Below are 19172 nucleotides of genomic sequence, written 5' to 3'. Positions count from 1 at the left end.
GAGGCGTCGTGGACTACCGGAAGTTCCTCGGGAAGGTGGAGTCGGTGGTGCTGCCGTATCTGGGCGGCGGCACCGTGGACTCCGCCTCGCGACGCCTCCGTGTCACCACCCCCGTCACCCCGGGGTGGTGGCGCTTCGAGGTGAAGGGACGAGACGCCACGCCGCGTGAGCCCTCCGAGCCCGAGTGCCTGGAGGCGCTGCCGCGCGTGCGGGGCCATGCCTGGGGACGCCGGCTGGTGCGCGAGGGCGCCGTGGCGGAGCCCCTGGAGTTGATGCCGGAGGAGGAGCCGCCGCGCCTGGCGCCCATGAGCGCGCGTCGATGGTTTGACGGCTCCCTGCTCTTCGAGGGCGTGGACTTCGAAAGCGAAGCGGAGGGCGCGGCACGCCTCGCCCTGGAGCAGAACCACTCCCTCGCCCACATTCGGGGCGTGAGTGCCCCCCTGCGGGCCGCGTTTGGCTACACCCTGCTGGAGCGTGTCTCGCGCGACGTGGGCATCCGCTTCGCACCCGCCGAGGTCCGCGGACGGATCCTCGCGGTGGCGGAGGGCGGCCGCGTTCCGGCGGAAGAATGCCTGCGCCGTCTGCACGACGAACGTGAGGCCCAGGCGGCGCGGACACGGCAGGAGCGGGAGGACGCCGAGCGACGAACCCGGTCCGCGGAGCTGCTCGCGGGAGCCCAGCGGCGCATCGCCCGTCTGGAGACGCGGGGCGTCCGCGGGAATGCGCGGGAGGATGGCATGCAGCGCGCACAGCAGGCGCTGTTGAACGCGGGCGCGCGTCCACTGGACCTGCGGCGGCTGGCGGGTCAACGGCTGGAGGTGACGTATGCCTTCATGGGGGAGCGCTTCGTCTCCATCGTCGCGGCGGACTCGCTCCAGGTCCTGGACGCGGGCATCTGCCTGGACGGCGCGGACGGGGATGTCACGCTGGAGAGCCTGCCGTCCGTCATCCGCGAGGCCATTGAAACGGATGTCCTGGTGGTAACCCGACATGCCTGAGGAGACGGCCATGTCCACACGAGAGGTCTGCCTGCTCATCGGCCACGGCGGCGAGGTGCTGTGGTGCGACGCGTCCGACAGCCCGAATCAACTGCCTGACTCACGCGCCCGCTGGGAAGCCATCTGGCGGCTGCGTGACGTCCTCGAAGAGGTGGCGCACAGCCACCCCGACGGTCCGCTCGGCTTCTCCGCCGAGGATGAGAGCACCATGGCCGCGCTCACCTCCGCGCTCGGCAAGCCCCTGCGCTTCTCCGTCGTGGCGCCCGAGGGCATGGTGGCGCGGCAGCGAGGCCGGGACGTCCTGGTGGCGGCCGAGCCCTGGTGGGCGGAGGCGCTGCGCAGCGCCTCCGGCATCCGCCATACCCCCAGCGGCCTCGCGTGAGCCTTCAGACGGTGCGCGTCCAGAGGTCGCGGATGTCCGACGGGAGCTGGCCCATGACGTCCTCGGACTCCCCTTCGGATATCTGATGGCGGACGGCATCCATCACCGCGCGTACCACCGGCTCCACCGCATCTGGATGAAGGCTCAGGTCCTCCCCGACCCGACGCAGGAGGTGCTCGCGGTGGAACTTGGGAGGCAGCTCTTCCTCGTGCTTCTCACAGCGGTGCAGCAGCAGGGTCAGCTTGCGAGGAAGCTGGTCCTCCAGGTCGCTTGCCTCCTCACTGAGGATTCGCTGCTCCAGGGCGCAGAGGACGGACACCGCGGCCTTTTCGGCCACGGCGGGCGACATGCCGCCTCGCTCGCACAGGTGCTTGATGAAGGCCGAGTACGTCTGGCTCGTGCGTGACTCGTGCCGCAACCTCCTGCGGACCTCGATGGGCGTATCCCGGCGGCTGGTCTGACGCTCGCTGCCCTGCGGAGCGCCCTTTCCCTGCTCACGGTCATCGGGCATGGGCTGTCCTTCCTTCATGAAATGGCGTGTGCGCCTCACGGTGCCCACGCCATCCAGCAGGAGCACGACGAAGCGGCACGAAGGCCGTGCCGCCGCCTCCCTGCTCGCTACGCGGCCTTGCCGCGCACGTATGTCTCGAAGAGCTCCCCGAAGAAGAACCGTCCGAAGCGGGCGAGCGCGGCCAGCCGCTGCACCGTGCCCTGGGCATGGAGCACCCGCAGGGTGGAGAGCTGCACGGCGAAGTCCTTGGCGTTGAGCCGCAGGTAGCCCCGGGCGATGCAGGGCCCCGAGGCGTCCTCGCCACGGTAGATGGACACCAGGAGCCGCGTGGTGTCCACCCACAGGTCCGGACCCTCGTCGTCGTGGACGTCCTTGTAGCCGTCAACGAAGAAGCGCTCGCCGGACTCGGAGACCAGCGGGAGCTGATAGCGCATCCGCCGACCGCCAGGACGAGCGCCATCGTGGGTCATCAGGTGCAGCACGCCCTGCTCCACCGTCATCGGACGGGAGGACAGCACGGGCGCCACCACACAGCCCGACAACTGCATGGGATGCAGCGGATGCGAGAGTGTCTCCTCCAGGTCCCGTGAGTCCACCGTGACGATGAAGCGGAAGGGCGACGTCTCCCGGCGCGCGGGGTCCCCAGCTCGCAGGAAGTCCTCGTCGGCGCCCGCGGAGATGTAGCCGTACATCGTCTCGGTGAACTGAACGGCCAGGGGCTGCGCGGGCCGAGGCCCCGGGGCCTCCGGAACCGGCGAGTAGTCCACGCTCCAGCCGTGCCGCCGGGCCATCAGCGCCACGGTGCGCTCGGCCACTGCGGAGATGGTGAGCAGCGGGTTGATGCCCAGCGGCCTCGGAATCACGGAGCCGTCGCTGACGTAGAGGCCCTCGTGGACCTCCGTGCCCTCGGCTCCCGCGAAGACGCGGCCCTCGTGGTCCACCACGCCGTCTTCCGCGCGCTCGCCCATGGCGCACCCGCCCAGCGGATGGGTGCACAGCAGCTCGTGGCCGGTGAGCTTGTTCCAGAGCGGGTTGCGCACGAAGGTTCCGCCCAGCGCCTCCGTGGCGCGGCGCAGGCGTTCGTCCACCCGCGTGAAGACGGCCTGCCGCCCTGCTTCCGGCCAGTGGACGCGGACCCGGTCGCCCGACAGGCGCAGCTCGCCCGCGCCGTCATCATGGGACATCACGAGGAACGTCTGCGTGTTGCGCATGGCCCCGTGGTACGGCCCTCGCACGGCGCTGTCCGCGATGCGCGCCAGCTCCCCGACGCGGCCGATGACGCCCCGGTCCGTGTCCTGCCCGGCGATGGCTGACGCCGCGGCGAGCAGCGCCGTCACGGGACGCGCGAGCGCGGCGGGAATCGCGCCGTTCTCGATGATCATCCCGTCTTCCTGCCGCAGCGTGGCCCGGTCGTCGATGATGCCGCTGATGGTGGGGCCCACGGGCTCGCGCCCCGCGGAGGGCGCCTCTCCCAGGCCCACGCCGTGGACCGGGACGTCCGTGTTGTAGCCAAAGGCCATCACGTCCCCGTTGTTGCTGAAGCGCTGGCCCAGACGTCCAGAGAGGGACAGCCCCAGCGCCTTCGAGCGCAGCAGGAGCTCCGCGGTGCCCATGGTCCCCGCCGCGAGGATGACGCGGTCGGCGGTCAACCACAGGTCTGGCGCATCGAAGCGCTCGCGGCCGGCGTTCATCGGCCGGTAATACACGCGCCACCGGGCACCCTCGCGCGCCAGGTAGCGAACGCCCACCTCGGTGAAGAGCTTCGCCCCATGGCGGTGCGCGTCCGGCAGGTAGTTCATCAGCACGGAGTTCTTCGCGCCGAAGTTGCAGCCCGTCATGCAGTCACCGCACAACGTGCAAGCGCCCTGACGCACCCCCGCGGCGTTGACGCCCTCCTCGAAGGTGACGGCCAGGGGCGGCCGGCGAAAGGTGCCGCCCAGCTTCTCCGCCGATTTCGCCAGCGCCGACAACGTGGCCAGCGGCGGCGCGGACTCCGGATAGGGCAACGGCCGCAGCATGTGCTCGGCCCAGGCGAAGCCGTCCTCCAGCAAGCCGTCCACGTCGGCGCGGAACGCGTCCGGCCAACGCGCGTCCAGGAACACGCGAGGGTCTGGCCGCATGGCCACGTTGGCGTTGATGAGCGACGTCCCGCCCAGGCCGCAGCCCGTGACGACGGAGACGTCCCCGCCCCGGTGGAGCTCGAACAGGGCCGTCGGACTGCCCACGTCGGCGGCGGCCTCGGGGTCGAAGTGAACCTGGAACTCCGACATGAACTCGGCGTCCGTGCGCGGGTAGTCACCGGGCAGGAGCTCCCGGCCTCGCTCCAGGACACAGACCTGCTGGCCCGCGCGCGCCAACCGGCTGGCGGAGATGGCCCCGCCGTACCCCGAGCCCACCACCACCACGGCGTAATGCGACGCCAGCTCACTCCAAGGTGACGACAACCTCCGCATTGGCGCTCCCAATGACATCTCCCGCCCTGGCCCAGCCCCTCTTCGCAGCCTGGGGTGCTACCGCCAGTACGGGCTGGCGGGAAAGGGCGGCCAGGGAGACAGACGCCCGGACCGCCGTTCCGTGAGGCCCCAGCACTGGAGCCACCCGCGGACATAGAGGCGGTTGGGACGGCGGTCAAACTCAGAGGCCGGGGACCTACTCCAGCTCGGCGGCCTCTCCGTCCGCGCGACGGAGCGCGTTGACCAGCCGGTGCGCATGCCGTGTGGTCTCCGGCTCGCGGTACTTCGGGCTCACCTTGAGTACCCACTCCACCGCCGTGGGGAGGTCCATCAGGTGGCCCGGGGACACGTAGACGGGCTGCACGCCCTTGCGCGTGCGCACCGCCATGCCCACGACCTCGCCTTTGTGCATGAGGGGCGCGGTGGAGCCTCTCGCCGCGCCCAGCGGCCCGTGCGTCCCCACCAGCAGGGACTTGGCGCAGCCGATGGAGGGCACTTCGAACAGCAGCCCCCCGTGACACGCAATCCCCATGCGCCGGGGGTGGGCGGTGCCGTGTCCATCGAAGATGACCACATCGGGGCGCACCGTGAGCCGCTCCCAGGCAGCGGCGATGATGGGCAGCTCGCGGAAGGACAGCAGGCCCGGCACGTAGGGAAAGTGCAACGTCACCGCTGCCCCAGCCTGTGCCACCGGCGCCAAGGTCTCCACGTCCAGGACGACGAGCCCGCCAAAGCCCGTGTCATTCCCCTTCTCCGTGGAGATGTCCGCGCCCGCGATGCGCTCCACCTTCAGCCCGGGGGGCGGCCGGAGCACCAGTTGCTCACGCAGCCGGCGCTGCAACTCCACCGCCTCCGAAGGCGTGACGTCCCACCTGCCCACCTCGGGCTGAAGCTCCATGCACGCGCAACCTCCACTGCCAATTTGAAGGGCCTGACTTCAAGGGCAACCCACGACGTCCCCTCAGCGTGGACTGGTGAACGGGCCGTGCCGCCCCTGGAGCCCGCGACGCCCCACGCGCGAGAAGGAACCGCTGAGCCGGCCCTGACGACCGGCGAGCCCACCGGGTGGCATCAGCCGGGCGCGTGCGTGCTCAGCTCCCCGCGCATGCCACGAAACACCCTCGCCCGCTTCCGCCGGACAGGCCTTCCCCTCCTGGCGCTCTGTGCAGGCCTGGCCACCAGCACAAGCGCGGAGGGTCCGGTGGGCAACGACTCCGCACCGCCGCGGCCTCCCTCCACATCGAAGGGAAACGGGCAGCGCTCCGCATCCGCGCTGGACGCACTGGAGCAGCGCATCCTCGGCAAGGGGTGCGCACCAAAGTTGCTCGGCGATGCGAAGCGCCGCTTCATCGAGTCACAGCTCCTCTGCGATGGCCACCTGTCCTTCATCCTCGTTCAGGCGGCGCTGGACGGCCATCCCCTGCCGGACACGCGACGAAGACTCCATGCGCTCCTCGGAGACGCGCTGGGACGGGCCCGGGCCCCCTTCATGCGCGGTGGGGCGGACTTCGTCCTGGGCCATGCCCTGCCACGGAGCATCCTCTACCGAGGCTATGTGCTGCTGATGCTCGCGGGCATCGAACGCGCGGGCATGCAGGACGCCGCGTCCACGGCGCTCTTCGATGCCCTGGCCAACCAGGTCGTGGCGGCGCTCGAACACCAACTGCTGCTGCCCAGCTTCAGCACCTCCATCTGGCCGTGTGACAGTGCCCCGGCCGCCGCGGCCCTGCTGCTCCATGCCCGGCTGCGAGGCCATGCCCCCTCCGAGGCCGCGGCAGAGCGGCTCATCGCGCGACTAGTGGAACTGTCCGCCCTGCCCTCGGGCTTCCCCACCCGGGTCGACGCGAAGGGACGCGCCGTGGAGCGTACGCAACGGGCCACCACGCTCGCGTGGACGGGCGCCTTCCTCGCCATGGCCGCGCACCCCGCCGCGGAATCCTTCACCACCACCCTGGTGCGCGATTACTGCGCTCGACCCGCGGGCGCGCTCCTGCCGCTGGCCGCCTGCCGGGAGTGGCCTCGCGGCGTGAAGAGGCAGGAGGACTCCGCCAGTGGTCCGCTCGCCCTTGGCGGCTACTCCGTGGGCGCGAGCGCGCTGGCCATCGCCGCGACGCGACTGTCCGGCACGCATGTCGCGTGGCATGCCCACCTGGTGAACGCGGCACGAGAGATGGGCATCAACGACATCCTGTCGCGACCTGGGAAACGTCCACTGGAAGCCGCCTTGTACGGATGGGGAACCACCATTCGTCCGTGGTAGGGCATGGCCAGACATCGCGCCTTGGAGCGCCATGGCGTGTTCAATCACGGACCGCAGTCTCATCCCTCCGGGTTGATTCAAGAATAAGCCGTTTTTGATGTACACCAGTTTTACCCATCACAACCAATTCCTCAGGGTAAAACATGAATCGACACACACTGAAGCTGTTCGTCTCCGTGGGCATGATGTTGCTGATGGGGGCGTGCGCATCGCGGCAGGTGCCCTGCAAGGACCGCACGGCCAGCAGGCCCATGCTGGGCCAGAAGCAGCCCGGCAAGTTCATCACCGTCCGAAAGAAGATTCCGGGTGAATACATTGTCGTCCTGAAGTCACCCGCCCAAAGCCTGGAACAGGTCGAGGTCCAGCAGGCCACGACGGGCCTCACCACGGCTTACGGTGGCACCGCATTCGCGATGTATGAGAATGCGTTGCGTGGTTTCGCGGCGAAGATGACTGAAGCCCAGGCGCGGGCCATGGCGAACGACCCCGCAGTGGACTACGTGCAGGAGAATGGCGTGGTCAAAATCGCCGAGAGCCAGCAGGGCCCCACGTGGGGCATCGACCGGATGGACCAACGCAAGCTCCCGCTGGACAAGGTCTACACCTTCACCGCGACGGGACAGGGCGTGCACATCTACATCCTGGACACCGGTGTGCGCTTCTCGCACCGGGAGTTCGGTGGCCGGGCCTCCATCGGCTACGACGCCATTGGCGACAGCATGCGGGGCAATGACTGCAACGGCCACGGGACCCACGTCGCGGGCACCGCGGCGGGCGCCTCCTACGGCCTGGCCCGCAACGCGATTGTCCACTCCGTCCGCGTGCTGGGCTGTGACGGCTCCGGCGCCACCTCTGGCGTCATCGAGGGCATCGACTGGGTGACCCGGAACCACGTCTCGCCCGCCGTCGCGAACATGAGTCTGGGCAGTGACGTGGACCCGGCGCTCGACGACGCGGTCCGCCGCTCCATCGCCGCGGGGGTCACCTACGTCGTCGCCGCGGGCAACGAAGACAGTGACGCCTGTAAGCACTCCCCTGCCCGCGCGCCGGAGGCCATCACCGTGGCCGCCACCGACAACAAGGACAAGCGCGCCACCTTCTCCAACTGGGGTGACTGCGTGGACGTCTTCGCGCCGGGGAACAAAATCCAGTCCTCCTGGCACTACGGCGACCGGGAGAGCCGGGAGCTGAGCGGCACCTCCATGGCCACTCCGCACGTGACGGGGCTGGCCGCGCTGTTCCTCGAGGTGAACCCCACGGCGAAGCCCGAGGCGGTCGCCAACGCGGTGTTCACCAACGCCACCGAGAACACGGTGTCCAACCCGGGCTGGTGCTCGCCCAACCTGATGGCGTACTCGGGCTTCATCACCGCGCTCCCGGGGCTTCCCGTCGTGCAGCTCAAGGACTTCCTGCCCAAGCCCGCCGTCGTCAGCAGCAGCGAGCCGCGGTAGGTGTCCGCTCCGGCAGCCCGGCTTCCTGGAGGGGGGGAGCCGGGCCCGGGCTGGCAACGCCGCGGGCCGGTATCGTCAGGAGCCCGCCCCCATCGCCGTCCCGGCGTGAGCCCCACCGGGCGCACCCTCGCGCTCCGCCGGGCGCGCGAGGAGGCGCACACGACGATGGCCACGCTCAACATCACCTATGACGGCATGTCCGCGGACGTACCGGTGGAGCTGGACGGCCCCGTGCCCGACACCGACATCCGCCGCATCGCGACGGAGCTGGTTCGTTCCGGCGGAGCGCCCGGCCTCCACCTGAGCCAGCTTCGCGACGATGCGTTCGCCCACTTCGTCGTGGACCGGTTCCGGGGCGCGCGCGGTGAGGAGCGCATCTACCTGCGCCCCAAGGTCCCCTTCGGGTCCCGGTGAGGCTCCGCCATGCGCATCCTCTTCTGTGGCGTGGGCGCCATTGGCTCCACCGCTGCGGTGCTGTGCCGCAACCTGAAGGCCACCCTGGTCTTCGTCGACTTCGACCGGGTCGAGTCCAAGAACCTGTTCGCCCAGGCCTACGTGAAGCCCTCCGTCGGAAAGAACAAGGCCGAGGCGCTCAAGCTCCAACTCCTCAACCTGCACGGGGTGAAGGCGGAGTCCCACGGCGTGCGGCTCACCCGAGACAACGCTGAGGCGCTCTGCGGTGGCGCGGACCTGCTGGTGGACGGCATGGACAACCAGAACAGTCGGCAGGTGCTCATCGACTACGCGCGCCAGGCGGGAAAGCCGCTGGTCCACGGGGCAGTGAGCGCGGACGGCACCTTCGGACTGGTTCGCTGGGATGAGCGCTTCACCCCGGATGCCGAGGATGCCCAGGGCCAGGCCACCTGCGAAGGAGGCGCACACCTTCCCTTGCTGGGGTTGCTCTCCGCGACACTGGCCCGCGCCATTCAGGACTTCGTGAAGCACGGCACCCGCCGTGATTCGCTGGTGAACCTGAGTTCGGTCCTGGCCCAGTGACACACCTGCACGCGCCCGCGCAGCGCCTCCACCTCTCCCGCTGCTGCGATACTTCGTCGCGCCACCGTGTCGCGCCCGGTCCACTCCAATGGGCCGAAGACGGCACCGGGGGCACCAGGGCCCTTCACGCACGTCTGCCGCAAGGACACGCGCAGGCAGGGAGCCCTTCAGCAAGCGCCCATGAACCTCCCGAGCGCCCCAAGGCGGCCTGCCAAGCCCGTGGCCGGCCGCCACCCCAGGGCGCCCACGTTGGCTCGTGACGTGCCCAGAGCGCGAGATGGGACGCCTGGCGCGGCCCGCGGACAAAGGGCGCCCTGGCGCGCCGTCCGCGAAGCAGGAGCGCGAGGGTACAGCAACTTGCCGCGCCCCTTCTTCCCGCGCGTCTGGGCAGGCTTCTTGAGCTGCTTCGCTGTCGCCTCGAAGGCGGCGTCGATCATGCGCGGTTTCGCGTCCTGGAGCGCCTGGTAGCGCTCGTACTCGCGCTCGACCTTCGCCTTCGCGACTTCAGCCGAGCTTGTCGACCCAGTCGCGCGTCGTCATCGGCTTCCGCTCGAGCGCCTGCAGCTCGGCGAACTCGATGTAGAGGTTCACGATGCGATGGAGGACCTGCAGCTCGGGCTCGGTCAGGTAGTTCTTCGAGATCGCGGCGTCGGCCTTGCGGACCACGCCTCCCGGCCGCGTCGTTTGCAGGCCCATAAGCCCTTGACCAGGTACTCCGACAGACGAGCGTTGGCCCACTTGCGGAATTGAGTGCCGCGATGACTCCGGACGCGGAAGCCGACGGCGAGGCCTACCTCGAGGTTATAGTGCTCGATCTCGCGCGCGACGGTACGTTGCCCCTCGGTTCGAACTATTCAATGGCGTCGAATAGTTGCCTCCGGCGCCAGCTCCCCCTCGGCGAAAATCTCCTTCAGGTGGTGGTTCACAATCCCGACGCCGATGTCGAAGAGCTGGGCCATGAGCGCCTGCGTGAGCCAGACCGACTCGTCCTTCAAGCCGCACTCGATGCGCGCGCGCCCGTCCTCGGCTTGGTAGAGGAGCAACTCGCCCTTGGGCGTGCCCTCTTCGCGCAGCGCAGATGAACTGAGCGACGGCGCCTCCGCAGTGGGCGTGTCCTCCGCGGCGTGTCGTCCATGGGCTGCGCGAGCGCCAGGCAGGGCAGGAGGAGCGACAGCAAGATGGAGCGGTTCGCGTGGGAGTGCATGCGCGCGGGGCACCTCGTCAGCGCACGGCGCGCGCGCGGATGCCATGCAATCACCTCCGTGCCGGACTTCATGCTGAACGGACCCCGCAGCCACCCCAGGGGCCCCCTCGCGGCGGGGGGCCGGAGTCACTCCCGTCGCTCGCTGTTCGGAAATGTCGGGGGTTTTGACGCCACAAAAGTCCCGACATTTCCGAACAGCTATCCACCGGGCTGCGCGCCCGACCCACAGGAATGAAACGCGGTAGCCTGCTCGTGGCGTAGGCACAGAGGTCGGCGCGTCATGGGTGTAGGTGAGCCCGTCGAACAGTTGGACCCGAAGCTGGTGAGCACCCCGAATCGTCGCCATCGCGCACCCAGGGGTGCGCCAAGAGCACGCACTGGGCCACAGCCTCCGGCTGCTCGCTTCATCCGCACGCCGCTATCAGTCGACTTCGTCACGGGCGGCCCCCAGCGTCGTGCTTCTTCACGAGGTACGTGACGACCGCAGCGCAGACTGTCGTGACCAGCTCGGCTTCCTCGGTCGACGGCTCTCGGCCCTCCTGAAGGTGTCTGCCGACCTCGAAGGCGTAGCCCCACACTGGGCTTGCCCCGATTTCGTCGCGCTCCCGCACTTTGGGTGGCGCGTGGAACAGGGCGGGTTCACGAGATGTGCTGTTCAGGTGCGAGGACTCCGAGGGCGCGAGCCTGTCCGTCGTCAAAGACTGGAGAGAGAGTCCGGCTCGAAACCCGAGCCCCCGGGGCGATTGCCTCCAATGGCGCCCTGCTGCGTCTGCCTGCTCTTCTGAGGGAGAGCACACAAAGTGCGGGAGCGCCACGGAATCGGGGCAGGCTCACCTCACCGAGTTCATGAGGCAGTTCCTCACGATGACCGGCGAGAAGGTCGCGAAGTCGGCGATCTACAGCGTCCTCAAGAAGCGTTATCTGGCCGCGCCCTGAGTGATGGCGTGGGTCGCGGGCGTCGATGGGAGGGACACGATCAGGGGCCGCCACCCACCACTCGCACATGAAGCGCAGCCGTGAGGCTCAAATAATTGAGACTTGTCAGGAACGAAAATCACCCGCCGTAGAGTCCCGCTGAAAGGAGCGGCGACCATGACGACATTGACGATGCGGACGAACCCGATGAAGCGCAACAATCTCTGGCCCCAGCTCGACGCCGCCTCCTGCTCCCTCGAAAGCTTCGACTCGAAGTACCTCGCGGGATGTGACCAGATTGGTGGCCATCCGCCCGGACCCTGCTGAAGCTCGCGCGCCGTCACCGGCGTGCCAAGCAACGCGGAGGCCGGGCTCCCATCAGGGGACCTGGCCTTTTGTCATTCCGGCCCCGCTGGGTTCGACTCCCAGTGCCCCGAATCACAGCCAACTTCATTATCTGGGTGTAGCTCAGTCTGGCCAGAGCGCACGGTTCGGATCCGTGAGGCCGCAGGTTCAAATCCTGCCACCCAGACACCACGCCTCCGTAGCTCATCGGTAGAGCACCCGCCTCTTAAGCGGGTGGCGAGGGTTCGACTCCCTCCGGAGGTATCTCATTCCCCGGTAGCTCAACTGGCAGAGCACGCGGCTGTTAACCGCGGGGTCGAGGGTTCGAATCCCTCCTGGGGAGCAGTTCATCATAGGCCGCGCTTTGGGAGCAGCTTGAACTCCAAATCCAGGCATGCAGGGTTCGATTCCCTGGCGGCTTGCTCGTTTACCCACTACCCACGCCGGAGTAGCCCAATTGGCAGAGGCACCAGGTCCAGAGCCTGGAGGTTGCGGGTTCGACTCCCGCTTCCGGCACAACCCACGAGGCTCCGTGTCATGGAGACGCTGGTCCTGAGTCAGTCGTTCGAACCTGTCGCGCGTGTGCCCTGGCAACGCGCGGTGATGCTCATCTTCCAGGGCAAGGTCGAGGTGGTCGAGGAGTACGAGGACCGCGTCGTGCGCTCGGTGACGGTGGAGATTCGCATGCCCTCCGTCATCCGCTTCATCCGCGGCCTGCGCCGGCGGCCCAAGGGCGTGAAGTTCAGCCGGGAGAACGTCTACCTGCGGGACAACTGCCGCTGTCAGTACTGCGGCATCAAGGTGTCGCGGCCCGAAGCCACGTATGACCACGTCCTGCCGCGCGCACAGGGCGGCAAGACGAGCTGGGAGAACATCGTCATCGCGTGCGTGCCCTGCAATCAGAAGAAGGGCAACCGGACGCCGGAGCAGGCCCGCATGGCCTTGCGCATCACGCCCGCGAAGCCGAAGAAGCTGCCCCCGGCGATGCACCTGACGTTCATGTTCGAGAAGGGCATGCCCATGTCCTGGTCGAAGTTCCTCAGGGACGTCGCCTACTGGCATGTGGAGTTGGAGGAGTAAGGCCGTGGGGGAAAGGGGAGCCACCCGAGGTGGCTTCCGCCTCCTGAGTGTTTCCGCCCCGGCGGTGGAGGCGCTCAGGAGGTCCGGGAGTCCGCCAGAGGCGGCTCCCACCCCGACAGCCGTCCCGCGCGCCAGCAGGCGGGAGGTCGCTGCTGGCGGTTTTTCTGCGAGGCAGTCGCAGCCGGCCTCCTGCCCGTGGACTGCATTTGACCGGGATTGCGCGCTCACCCTCGCGGTTCAAGGGGGTTAGAGTGCGCTCCCGGCGAGGGGGCGGCAGACAAGGCATGGCGACGAGGAAAAGCGAGGACCAGGAGCGGCTCATCGACCGCGACCTCACCGCGCTGGCGCGGGAGGGAAAGCTACCGGCCGCACACGGCGTGGACGCCGCGGTGACAGAGGTGCTGGGCCTGCTCACGCGGGGAGGCAAGCATCCCCTGCTGGCCGGTGAGCCCGGCGTGGGCAAGAGCGCCCTGGTGCAGGAGGTGGCCCGGCGCATCGCCGAAGGCCGCGTGGACGCCGAGCTGGCGAACGCACGCGTGGTGGAGGTGTCCGTCGCCAACATCCTGGCGCGCAGCACCCAGCGTCAGGCGGCGGAGAGCTTCGAGGAGCTGCTGGCCTACCTCTCCCGGCACCCCCGCCCCATCGTCTACATCCGGGACCTGCCCGCGGCCCTCGGCGGCCCCCTGGCGCCCGTCGCCGTGCGCGGGCTGCGGACCGGTGGCCTGCGCTTCATCTTCGAGACAGAGCCCAAGCGCGTGCAGGAGCTGCTTCGCTCCGACGAGGCGCTGGCCGAGCGGCTCCACCTGCTGCCCCTGCATGAGCCGCCCACGGAGAAGGCCCGCTGGGTGCTGGGCCGCGTGGCGGAGGAGCTGGAGCGCGAGCTGCGGCTGCCCATCGACCCGGCGGCGTGCGACCTGGCGCTGCGCCTGTCGTCCAAGTTCCTGCTCGCGCAGCGCATGCCGCGCAAGGCCATCGAGCTGCTGAAGGAGACCGCGGCGGAGGCGGCGAGCGCGGCCAAGGACCACGTAGGTCCCGAAGACGTGCTCACCCGCTTCTGCGCGGCCACGCGGCTGCCTCGCTTCGTCGTCGACGACGCGATGCCCTTGGACCTGGAGGAGACCGAGCGCTTCTTCGGCGAACGGCTGCTCGGACAGACGGACGCGGTGGGCGCGGTGCTGCGCTCGGTGGCGCTGCTCAAGGCCGGCCTCAATGACCCGCGCCGTCCCCTGGGCGTGTTCCTCTTCGCCGGCCCCACGGGCGTGGGCAAGACGCAGCTGGCCAAGCTGCTGGCGGAGTACCTGTTCGGCTCCGCGGACAGGCTGGTGCGCCTCAACATGGCGGACTACCCCAACGACGGTGACGAGAGCGTCCCCTTCGGCGCCACCTGGGCCCCGGCGCTGGAGACGCGGCGGGGAGAGCTGAGCGCGCTGCTGGACGGCAAGGTGTTCACCGTGCTGCTGCTCGACGAGTTCGAGAAGGCGGCGCGCAGCGTCCACGACCGCTTCCTCCAGCTCTTCGACGAGGGCACCTTCGTCAACGGGGCCGGCGAGACGGTGTCGTGCAACAACACGCTCATCGTCGCCACGTCCAATGTGGGCGCGGAGGTGTACCGCGAGTCCGGCATGGGCTTCACGGGCACGCGCCGCACGGAGGAGATGGTCCCCGAGGTGGACCGACGCATTGGAGAGGCCTTCCGTCCGGAGTTCCTCAACCGGTTCGACGCCATCTGCCACTTCCGTCCCCTGTCCAAGGTGGACATCCGGAAGATTGCGCAGCGCGAGGTCGGCCGCGTGCTGGAGCGAGAGGGCATCCGCGCGCGCGCCCTGGACGTGGAGGTGACGCCCGCGGTGGTGGACCTGCTCGTGGAGCGGGGTTACTCGCCCCAGTTCGGCGCGCGCTACCTGCAGCGTGAAATCGAGAAGACGCTCACCGCCGCGCTGGCCGTGGAGATTGCGCGCAGGCCGCTGCCTCCAGGCACCCCCGTCCGCGTCGAGGCCCGCCTGGGCGGCCGCGTCACCGCCGTGGCGGAGCCCGCCGCGCCGCCGCCCTCCCCCACCGCGCAGCTGCTGCTGCCGTCCGCCCGGGCGGCACCGGTGAAGCGGCGGCTGGACCGCAAGTCGCTCCTGTTCGAGATGGACCGCCTGGTGGGCAAGGCGCGCACCCTGGCGGACTCCGCCGGCCGGCCTCAGCTGGAGCAGCGCCGCGCGGAGCTGCTGGCGGAGACGCAGGCGCCCAACCTCTGGGACGACCCCACGCGTGCCGCCGAGGTCATCCGCGCCTTCCGCACCGTGGAGGCGCAGCTCAACGAACTGGAGCGGCTGGAGGCCGCGGGCCTGTTCGCCCGGCGGCTGGTGCGGGAGGCGAAGAACGAGGTGCAGCTCGGCTCCGCGGCGCGGCAGGTGGAGGACGTGGCGCGCGAGGTCCAGATGGCGGAGGCCCTGCACGCCTCCGGGGCCACCACCCAGGACACCGAGGCGCTGGTGGACATCTGCGCCAGTGACTCTGCGGAGGCCCAGGCGACCTGGGTGCAGGAGCTGGCCTCCATGTACCTGGGCTGGGCCCAGCGGCGCGGCTACGAAGCGGTCGCGATCGCCGAGGCGGAGGAGCCCTCGCGCGTCGTCGTGCGCATCGCCGGCCCGGGCGCCTATGGCTTCCTCGCGGGCGAGGCGGGCATGCACCGGCGGCTGGAGGACGAGAAGCGCCAGCGGGCCTACGTGCGCGTCCACCGCGGCGGCTCGCTCTCCGAGGAGGAGCTGGCGTACCTGGAGGTCCAGGGCCGGCCCATGAAGAGCCACGAGGGCGCCTACCTCCAGCGCGTCCGCACCGAGGTGACGGTGAAGGACGAGTCCTCCGGACGCGTGCTCACGCTCACGGGCGCCACGGAGCTTGACGAGCTGAAGGACATCGCCGCGCGTGTCGTCTACGGCCAGGGCAGCAACACGGACGAGGCGCGGCGCTACTACCTGGGACGGGGCGCCCGGGTGGAGGACCCGCGCACCGGCGCCGGCACTCCCCGCGTGAAGGACGTCCTGCGCGGCGAGCTGGACGTCTTCATCGCCGCGTGGATTACACGGCCACCCACCGAGCCCCAAGCGCCCGGCGGCTGAGCGAGGCCCCAAGGCCTCAGCGGGACATGTCCACGACTCGGAGCGTCGAAAGGCTCTGCGAGGCCGTGGCCATCGACTGGCCAAGCTTGCGGGCGCTCTCAGGGAAAGGGCCCCGCGCCAGCTCCCGCCCCGACGGGCTCAGCACCTTGGCGACGGCCTGACCGAACCCCTTCTTCAGCCCCATGGCCTGGTGCGGCTCGCCCTTGCCGTCCGCCACCATGAAGAGCGACGACTCCAGCTCGGGAGGCGGCGCCTCGCCGTGCTGGCGGAAGATGTTCCGCATGTGCTCGATGGACTCGCGGTGGCTCTTCTTGATTTCGCCCCGCGCCATGCCCTTGAAGAGGCCGGGGACGTCCCGCAGGTCCACGTGAATCAGGACGATGGGCCGCTCCGCGCGCAGGTCATAGATGAACGAGTAGGCGTGCTGGCGCAGCTCATCCCGAGAGCCCCGGTTGGCGTACAGCACCAGGGTGGGCCGCCCCTTGCCGATGGGGACCTCACGGCCGAATACGTCCTTCAGCTCGGCGGCCTGAGAGGGAATCGCCCCCAACAAGGCCAACAGACATGCGAGCGCGGCGACTTTCTTCATGCAGCGAGTTCCTTTTCCAAGGGCATACCGTGGCTCGGACGAACACGGGGCACCGCTATTCGAATCCCTTTTTGCCCAGGGGCCCGGCTGGTTGCCTGACGTCAGCTCCGTCTGGTATCGGATTCATCATGCCGCGCGAGGCTGACTCGCTGTGGTGGGGGAAACCATGTCCAGACCGCACGGGGTGTTTCGAAGGTTCGTCACGCTGCTCCTCCTGTCGCTGACGGTGCCCGCCTTCGCCGCGACGCCCTTCACCGAGGGGATGGTCACCATCACCCTGGACGACGGCTGGGCCACGCAGTTCTCGCTGGCCCGCCCCGAGCTCAACGCGCGGAACATCCCCGCCACCTACGGTCTCGTCACCCTGGCCATCCACGAAGGCTGGGGCGGCTACATGTCGCTGGCGCAAGCCCAGACGCTCGTCTCCGAGGGCAATGACATCGCCAGCCACACGCTGACCCACCCGGACCTGACGTCACTGTCCCCGACCCAGCTCTTTGCCGAACTGCAGGACTCACGTGACTGGCTGGAGAGCGCGCTGGGTCTGCCCGCCGTCCCCAACCTCGTGGTGCCGTATGGCCTGCAGAACGGCCCGGTGCTCGACGTCATCCGCCAGCACTACGCCAGCAGCCGCACGGTGAACGCGGGCCGCAACTTCCGCGACACCGTCGTCTACGAGCTGCGCGCCAACGACGTGGCCCGCACCGTTCCGGTCAGCACCGTCCAGGGCTGGGTGGACCAGGCCATCGCGGAGAAGAGCTGGCTCATCCTCGTCTTCCACGAGTTCGTCAACGGCACGCCGACCCGTGACACCGAGTACATGACGTCCCACTTCGCGGACATCCTCGACTACGTGCAGACGCACGGCGTGCGCACCGTGACGCTGGCCGAAGGACTGGCCCTGACGGAGGGACGCACCGAACCCGACCTGACGGCGGGCCTGTTCGTCTACACCGACGCGCTGCAGAACGGCTTCGCCAACTGGAGCTGGGCGGACCACTCGCTCGACGAGACGGGGGTGGTCCATGCGGGCTCGGCCGCCATCCGCTTCGAGCCGGACACGTGGAATGGCCTGCTCTTCCACCACCATGGGCTGGACCTGGCGCAGTACCAGTCCATCCGCTTCTGGGTCCACGGCGGCAGCGTGGGAGGCCAGGCGGTGCGGCTGGTGCTCCACGATGGCACGCAGATGCTTGGCACCACCCGCCTGGACACCGCGCTGGGGGCGCCCATCGCTCCGGGGGGCTGGCAGCAGGTGACGGTTCCCCTCTCCAACATCGGGGCCACCACGGGCACGCTGCGGGACCTCTACTTCCAGGACGACTCCGGCACGGACCAGCCGGTGCTGTACCTGGATGACGTGGTGCTCGTGCCGCGGTGACGTCCTCGCGCTCCCGGCAGGCGCATCGTCACCGCGCCGTCAGTGCCGCGCCCGGTGACAGGCGGCCCAGCAAGTGGGGCTGCCCGTCCTCCGCCATCACCCGGTAGGCGACGATGCCCTCTGGCTGCGGCGCCGTCTGAAAGATGACCCGGGAGGGCAGCAGGAGCGGACGGCGGAACTCCGAGGACAGCGTGAGCGCGGGGGCCTCGGCGGCTTCACCCATCTCCGCCACGCAGCGGCCCACGGTCCACATCCCATGGACGATGGCGCGGGGAAAGCCGAAGGGGCGCGCCGTGATGCCATACAGATGGATGGGGTTGTAGTCGCCCGAGGCCCGGGCGTAACGGCGGCCCGCGTTCTCCGGGACGGACCAACTGGCCGGACGGCTGTCGGCGAAGACTTGCGCCTCGTCAGAGGAGGGAGGGCGCCCCGCCTCACGGGGCCGCTCCCCCATGCCAGGCAGGCGGCGGAGCATGGTGGTGACGGCGCTCCACACCTGCGCGCCGTCCGACTCCACCACGGTGTGCAAGTCCAGCTCGCGCCCCTGCCGCGCCTCCCGCTGGCCTTCGACCCAGGCATGCACGGAGAGCCGGGCCCCCGCGTGCAGGCGGCGCTGCTGTTGGATGCGATTGCGCACGTGCACCATGCCCAGCAGCCGGTAGGGGAACGCCGGGTGGTTGAGCAGCGTGAGGTGCAGCGACGTCGCGAGCACCTGAGGGAACGGCAGCGGCAGGTAGTCCTCCTCGGGAAACCCACACACCTCCCGGTAGCGGGCCAGTTGACTGGCGTCCGGGGTGAAGCCTTTCACCCGCACCTCCAGGCGGGGCACCTCTCCGGGCCGCGAGGGCCGGCGTGCCACGGCGGCGCGCAGCAACTCCATGGCGAGCAGCGGAGGCTGGGAGAGCTCGAGCGAGGGCGGAGTGTGGGACACGTTGGGACTCCAGGATGACGCAGGCGGACGTACCGCATGGCAGCACGCTCGGCCCCCGGCGTGAAGCAGAGAGTCCAGGAAAGGGCAGTTTGGACTGTAAAGCCCCCCTTTCTCGGGGACACGGGGCGTGGGAGAACGCTGCCTCCGTGTCCTGCTTTGATGAAATCACCGCGCGTGCGCTCGCCGCTGGACAGCTTCATGCTTCGGAGTCCAATCCATTGCGCAGACATGCGGAAGGCTGCCGCAAGTGCGCCCAGTTGCTGGCGCGGGTGACGCCACCTGGCGCGGCGTCGCAGCGCACCGCCGTCGCGCAGGAAATCTCGACGGACACGTCCACCCTGACGGCGGGCCCCGGTGATGACGACACGCTCCCCACCGAGCCCATCCGGGTGGGGAACCGGCCCACGGCCCGTGCGCCAGCGCCGTCGTCGCCATCGGGCCCCAAGCCCTCTGAACGCCCCTCCCGCTCCGCGGTCCGTCCGACCGGGCACGCCACCCACCTGGACAGGCCTCCCGGGGCGGGAGTGCCGACCGCCGTGGACAGCCCCCCGGAGCCGGCCGCCCCCCAG

The 19172-nt window shown here is 69.5% G+C and carries 18 protein-coding genes, 4 tRNA genes and 1 pseudogene; 15 read left to right on the top strand and 8 right to left on the bottom strand.

The window, feature by feature from the left end:
- Window positions 1–8: 8 nt before the first annotated feature.
- On the top strand, window positions 9–998 hold the full coding sequence (locus HV826_RS07860; protein WP_176416381.1) for a hypothetical protein: 990 nt from the start codon (window positions 9–11) through the stop codon (window positions 996–998).
- Between the two features lie 10 nt (window positions 999–1008).
- A complete protein-coding gene (locus HV826_RS07855; protein WP_255207939.1) occupies window positions 1009–1380 on the top strand; it encodes a Mov34/MPN/PAD-1 family protein in 372 nt (123 codons plus the stop codon).
- A gap of 4 nt (window positions 1381–1384) precedes the next feature.
- Here the strand turns inward: HV826_RS07855 and HV826_RS07850 are convergent, their stop codons facing one another.
- The 3 genes from HV826_RS07850 to nfi all read right to left on the bottom strand — a co-directional run bounded on the left by HV826_RS07850 (window position 1385) and on the right by nfi (window position 5242).
- Complete coding sequence (locus HV826_RS07850; protein WP_176416379.1) at window positions 1385–1891, bottom strand: DUF2267 domain-containing protein; 507 nt, start codon at window positions 1889–1891, stop codon at window positions 1385–1387.
- Window positions 1892–1998: 107 nt separating this feature from the next.
- The gene (locus HV826_RS07845) at window positions 1999–4344 is read right to left on the bottom strand and encodes a GMC oxidoreductase (protein WP_176416378.1); all 2346 of its coding nucleotides are present in this window, start codon (window positions 4342–4344) and stop codon (window positions 1999–2001) included.
- A gap of 196 nt (window positions 4345–4540) precedes the next feature.
- A complete protein-coding gene (gene nfi, locus HV826_RS07840; protein ID WP_176416377.1) occupies window positions 4541–5242 on the bottom strand; it encodes a deoxyribonuclease V in 702 nt (233 codons plus the stop codon).
- A gap of 303 nt (window positions 5243–5545) precedes the next feature.
- Between nfi and HV826_RS07835 the strand changes: the two genes are divergently transcribed.
- From HV826_RS07835 to HV826_RS07820, 4 genes are all read left to right on the top strand, one after another.
- Window positions 5546–6604 (top strand): hypothetical protein, encoded by a 1059-nt coding sequence (locus tag HV826_RS07835; RefSeq protein WP_368670866.1) that lies wholly within the window; start codon window positions 5546–5548, stop codon window positions 6602–6604.
- Window positions 6605–6747: 143 nt separating this feature from the next.
- Window positions 6748–8055 (top strand): S8 family peptidase, encoded by a 1308-nt coding sequence (locus HV826_RS07830; RefSeq protein ID WP_176416376.1) that lies wholly within the window; start codon window positions 6748–6750, stop codon window positions 8053–8055.
- Between the two features lie 165 nt (window positions 8056–8220).
- Window positions 8221–8469 carry a hypothetical protein gene (locus HV826_RS07825; RefSeq protein ID WP_176416375.1) on the top strand — a complete coding sequence of 83 codons (249 nt, stop codon included), beginning with the start codon at window positions 8221–8223 and terminating at the stop codon, window positions 8467–8469.
- A gap of 9 nt (window positions 8470–8478) precedes the next feature.
- Window positions 8479–9051 carry a ThiF family adenylyltransferase gene (locus HV826_RS07820; RefSeq protein ID WP_176416374.1) on the top strand — a complete coding sequence of 191 codons (573 nt, stop codon included), beginning with the start codon at window positions 8479–8481 and terminating at the stop codon, window positions 9049–9051.
- A gap of 504 nt (window positions 9052–9555) precedes the next feature.
- On the opposite strand, the gene rhuM (HV826_RS36680) is transcribed toward HV826_RS07820, so the two are convergent.
- Genes rhuM (HV826_RS36680) through HV826_RS36670 form a run of 3 tightly spaced genes read right to left on the bottom strand, consistent with a single transcriptional unit; the run spans window position 9556 to window position 10301 of the window.
- Window positions 9556–9747, bottom strand: coding sequence for a RhuM family protein (rhuM, locus tag HV826_RS36680; RefSeq protein ID WP_217917298.1), 192 nt, complete (start codon window positions 9745–9747; stop codon window positions 9556–9558).
- Window positions 9675–9866 (bottom strand): RhuM family protein, encoded by a 192-nt coding sequence (gene rhuM / locus HV826_RS38010; RefSeq protein ID WP_368670869.1) that lies wholly within the window; start codon window positions 9864–9866, stop codon window positions 9675–9677. Before rhuM (HV826_RS38010) ends, rhuM (HV826_RS36680) begins: the two co-directional genes overlap by 73 nt.
- 39 nt (window positions 9867–9905) lie before the next feature.
- Window positions 9906–10301, bottom strand: a complete 396-nt coding sequence (locus tag HV826_RS36670) for a hypothetical protein (protein WP_217918539.1) — start codon at window positions 10299–10301, stop codon at window positions 9906–9908.
- 1046 nt (window positions 10302–11347) lie between these two features.
- On the opposite strand from HV826_RS36670, the gene HV826_RS07810 reads away from it, so the two are divergent.
- The 7 genes from HV826_RS07810 to HV826_RS07780 all read left to right on the top strand — a co-directional run bounded on the left by HV826_RS07810 (window position 11348) and on the right by HV826_RS07780 (window position 15702).
- Window positions 11348–11497, top strand: coding sequence for a hypothetical protein (locus HV826_RS07810; protein ID WP_176416373.1), 150 nt, complete (start codon window positions 11348–11350; stop codon window positions 11495–11497).
- 130 nt (window positions 11498–11627) lie between these two features.
- Window positions 11628–11702, top strand: a tRNA-Pro gene (locus tag HV826_RS07805).
- A 6-nt stretch (window positions 11703–11708) separates the two neighbouring features.
- Window positions 11709–11779: transfer RNA gene (locus HV826_RS07800), tRNA-Lys, on the top strand.
- A gap of 6 nt (window positions 11780–11785) precedes the next feature.
- Window positions 11786–11858, top strand: a tRNA-Asn gene (locus HV826_RS07795).
- Window positions 11859–11957: 99 nt separating this feature from the next.
- Window positions 11958–12031 (top strand) — tRNA-Leu (locus HV826_RS07790).
- 21 nt (window positions 12032–12052) lie between these two features.
- A complete protein-coding gene (locus tag HV826_RS07785) occupies window positions 12053–12595 on the top strand; it encodes an HNH endonuclease (RefSeq protein WP_176416372.1) in 543 nt (180 codons plus the stop codon).
- A 284-nt stretch (window positions 12596–12879) separates the two neighbouring features.
- Window positions 12880–15702 carry an AAA family ATPase gene (locus tag HV826_RS07780; RefSeq protein ID WP_176416371.1) on the top strand — a complete coding sequence of 941 codons (2823 nt, stop codon included), beginning with the start codon at window positions 12880–12882 and terminating at the stop codon, window positions 15700–15702.
- Window positions 15703–15718: 16 nt separating this feature from the next.
- Here HV826_RS07780 and HV826_RS07775 read toward each other — a convergent pair whose 3' ends face one another.
- Window positions 15719–16291, bottom strand: coding sequence for a hypothetical protein (locus HV826_RS07775; RefSeq protein ID WP_176416370.1), 573 nt, complete (start codon window positions 16289–16291; stop codon window positions 15719–15721).
- Window positions 16292–16457: 166 nt separating this feature from the next.
- Between HV826_RS07775 and HV826_RS07770 the strand changes: the two genes are divergently transcribed.
- Window positions 16458–17672 (top strand): polysaccharide deacetylase family protein, encoded by a 1215-nt coding sequence (locus HV826_RS07770; RefSeq protein WP_176416369.1) that lies wholly within the window; start codon window positions 16458–16460, stop codon window positions 17670–17672.
- A gap of 28 nt (window positions 17673–17700) precedes the next feature.
- Here the strand turns inward: HV826_RS07770 and HV826_RS07765 are convergent, their stop codons facing one another.
- The gene (locus tag HV826_RS07765; protein WP_176416368.1) at window positions 17701–18603 is read right to left on the bottom strand and encodes a MaoC/PaaZ C-terminal domain-containing protein; all 903 of its coding nucleotides are present in this window, start codon (window positions 18601–18603) and stop codon (window positions 17701–17703) included.
- 146 nt (window positions 18604–18749) lie between these two features.
- Here HV826_RS07765 and HV826_RS07760 point away from each other — a divergent pair.
- Window positions 18750–19172: pseudogene (locus HV826_RS07760) on the top strand (serine/threonine protein kinase); the annotation flags it as partial.

The sequence above is a fragment of the Myxococcus sp. AM010 genome, from assembly GCF_013372585.1.
Taxonomy (GTDB): domain Bacteria; phylum Myxococcota; class Myxococcia; order Myxococcales; family Myxococcaceae; genus Myxococcus; species Myxococcus vastator.
This window is presented reverse-complemented; position numbering and strand designations above follow the sequence as displayed.

Excerpts from the sequence above, each read along its gene's own strand:
- HV826_RS07855 (WP_255207939.1), top strand. The coding sequence starts at position 1,009 with ATGTCCACACGAGAGGTCTGCCTGCTCATCGGCCACGGCGGCGAGGTG.
- HV826_RS07850 (WP_176416379.1), bottom strand. The coding sequence starts at position 1,891 with ATGCCCGATGACCGTGAGCAGGGAAAGGGCGCTCCGCAGGGCAGCGAG.
- HV826_RS07845 (WP_176416378.1), bottom strand. The coding sequence starts at position 4,344 with ATGCGGAGGTTGTCGTCACCTTGGAGTGAGCTGGCGTCGCATTACGCC.
- nfi (WP_176416377.1), bottom strand. The coding sequence starts at position 5,242 with ATGGAGCTTCAGCCCGAGGTGGGCAGGTGGGACGTCACGCCTTCGGAG.
- HV826_RS07830 (WP_176416376.1), top strand. The coding sequence starts at position 6,748 with ATGAATCGACACACACTGAAGCTGTTCGTCTCCGTGGGCATGATGTTG.
- HV826_RS07825 (WP_176416375.1), top strand. The coding sequence starts at position 8,221 with ATGGCCACGCTCAACATCACCTATGACGGCATGTCCGCGGACGTACCG.
- HV826_RS07820 (WP_176416374.1), top strand. The coding sequence starts at position 8,479 with ATGCGCATCCTCTTCTGTGGCGTGGGCGCCATTGGCTCCACCGCTGCG.
- rhuM (WP_217917298.1), bottom strand. The coding sequence starts at position 9,747 with ATGGGCCTGCAAACGACGCGGCCGGGAGGCGTGGTCCGCAAGGCCGAC.
- HV826_RS36670 (WP_217918539.1), bottom strand. The coding sequence starts at position 10,301 with ATGGCATCCGCGCGCGCGCCGTGCGCTGACGAGGTGCCCCGCGCGCAT.
- HV826_RS07810 (WP_176416373.1), top strand. The coding sequence starts at position 11,348 with ATGACGACATTGACGATGCGGACGAACCCGATGAAGCGCAACAATCTC.
- HV826_RS07785 (WP_176416372.1), top strand. The coding sequence starts at position 12,053 with ATGGAGACGCTGGTCCTGAGTCAGTCGTTCGAACCTGTCGCGCGTGTG.
- HV826_RS07780 (WP_176416371.1), top strand. The coding sequence starts at position 12,880 with ATGGCGACGAGGAAAAGCGAGGACCAGGAGCGGCTCATCGACCGCGAC.
- HV826_RS07775 (WP_176416370.1), bottom strand. The coding sequence starts at position 16,291 with ATGAAGAAAGTCGCCGCGCTCGCATGTCTGTTGGCCTTGTTGGGGGCG.
- HV826_RS07770 (WP_176416369.1), top strand. The coding sequence starts at position 16,458 with ATGTCCAGACCGCACGGGGTGTTTCGAAGGTTCGTCACGCTGCTCCTC.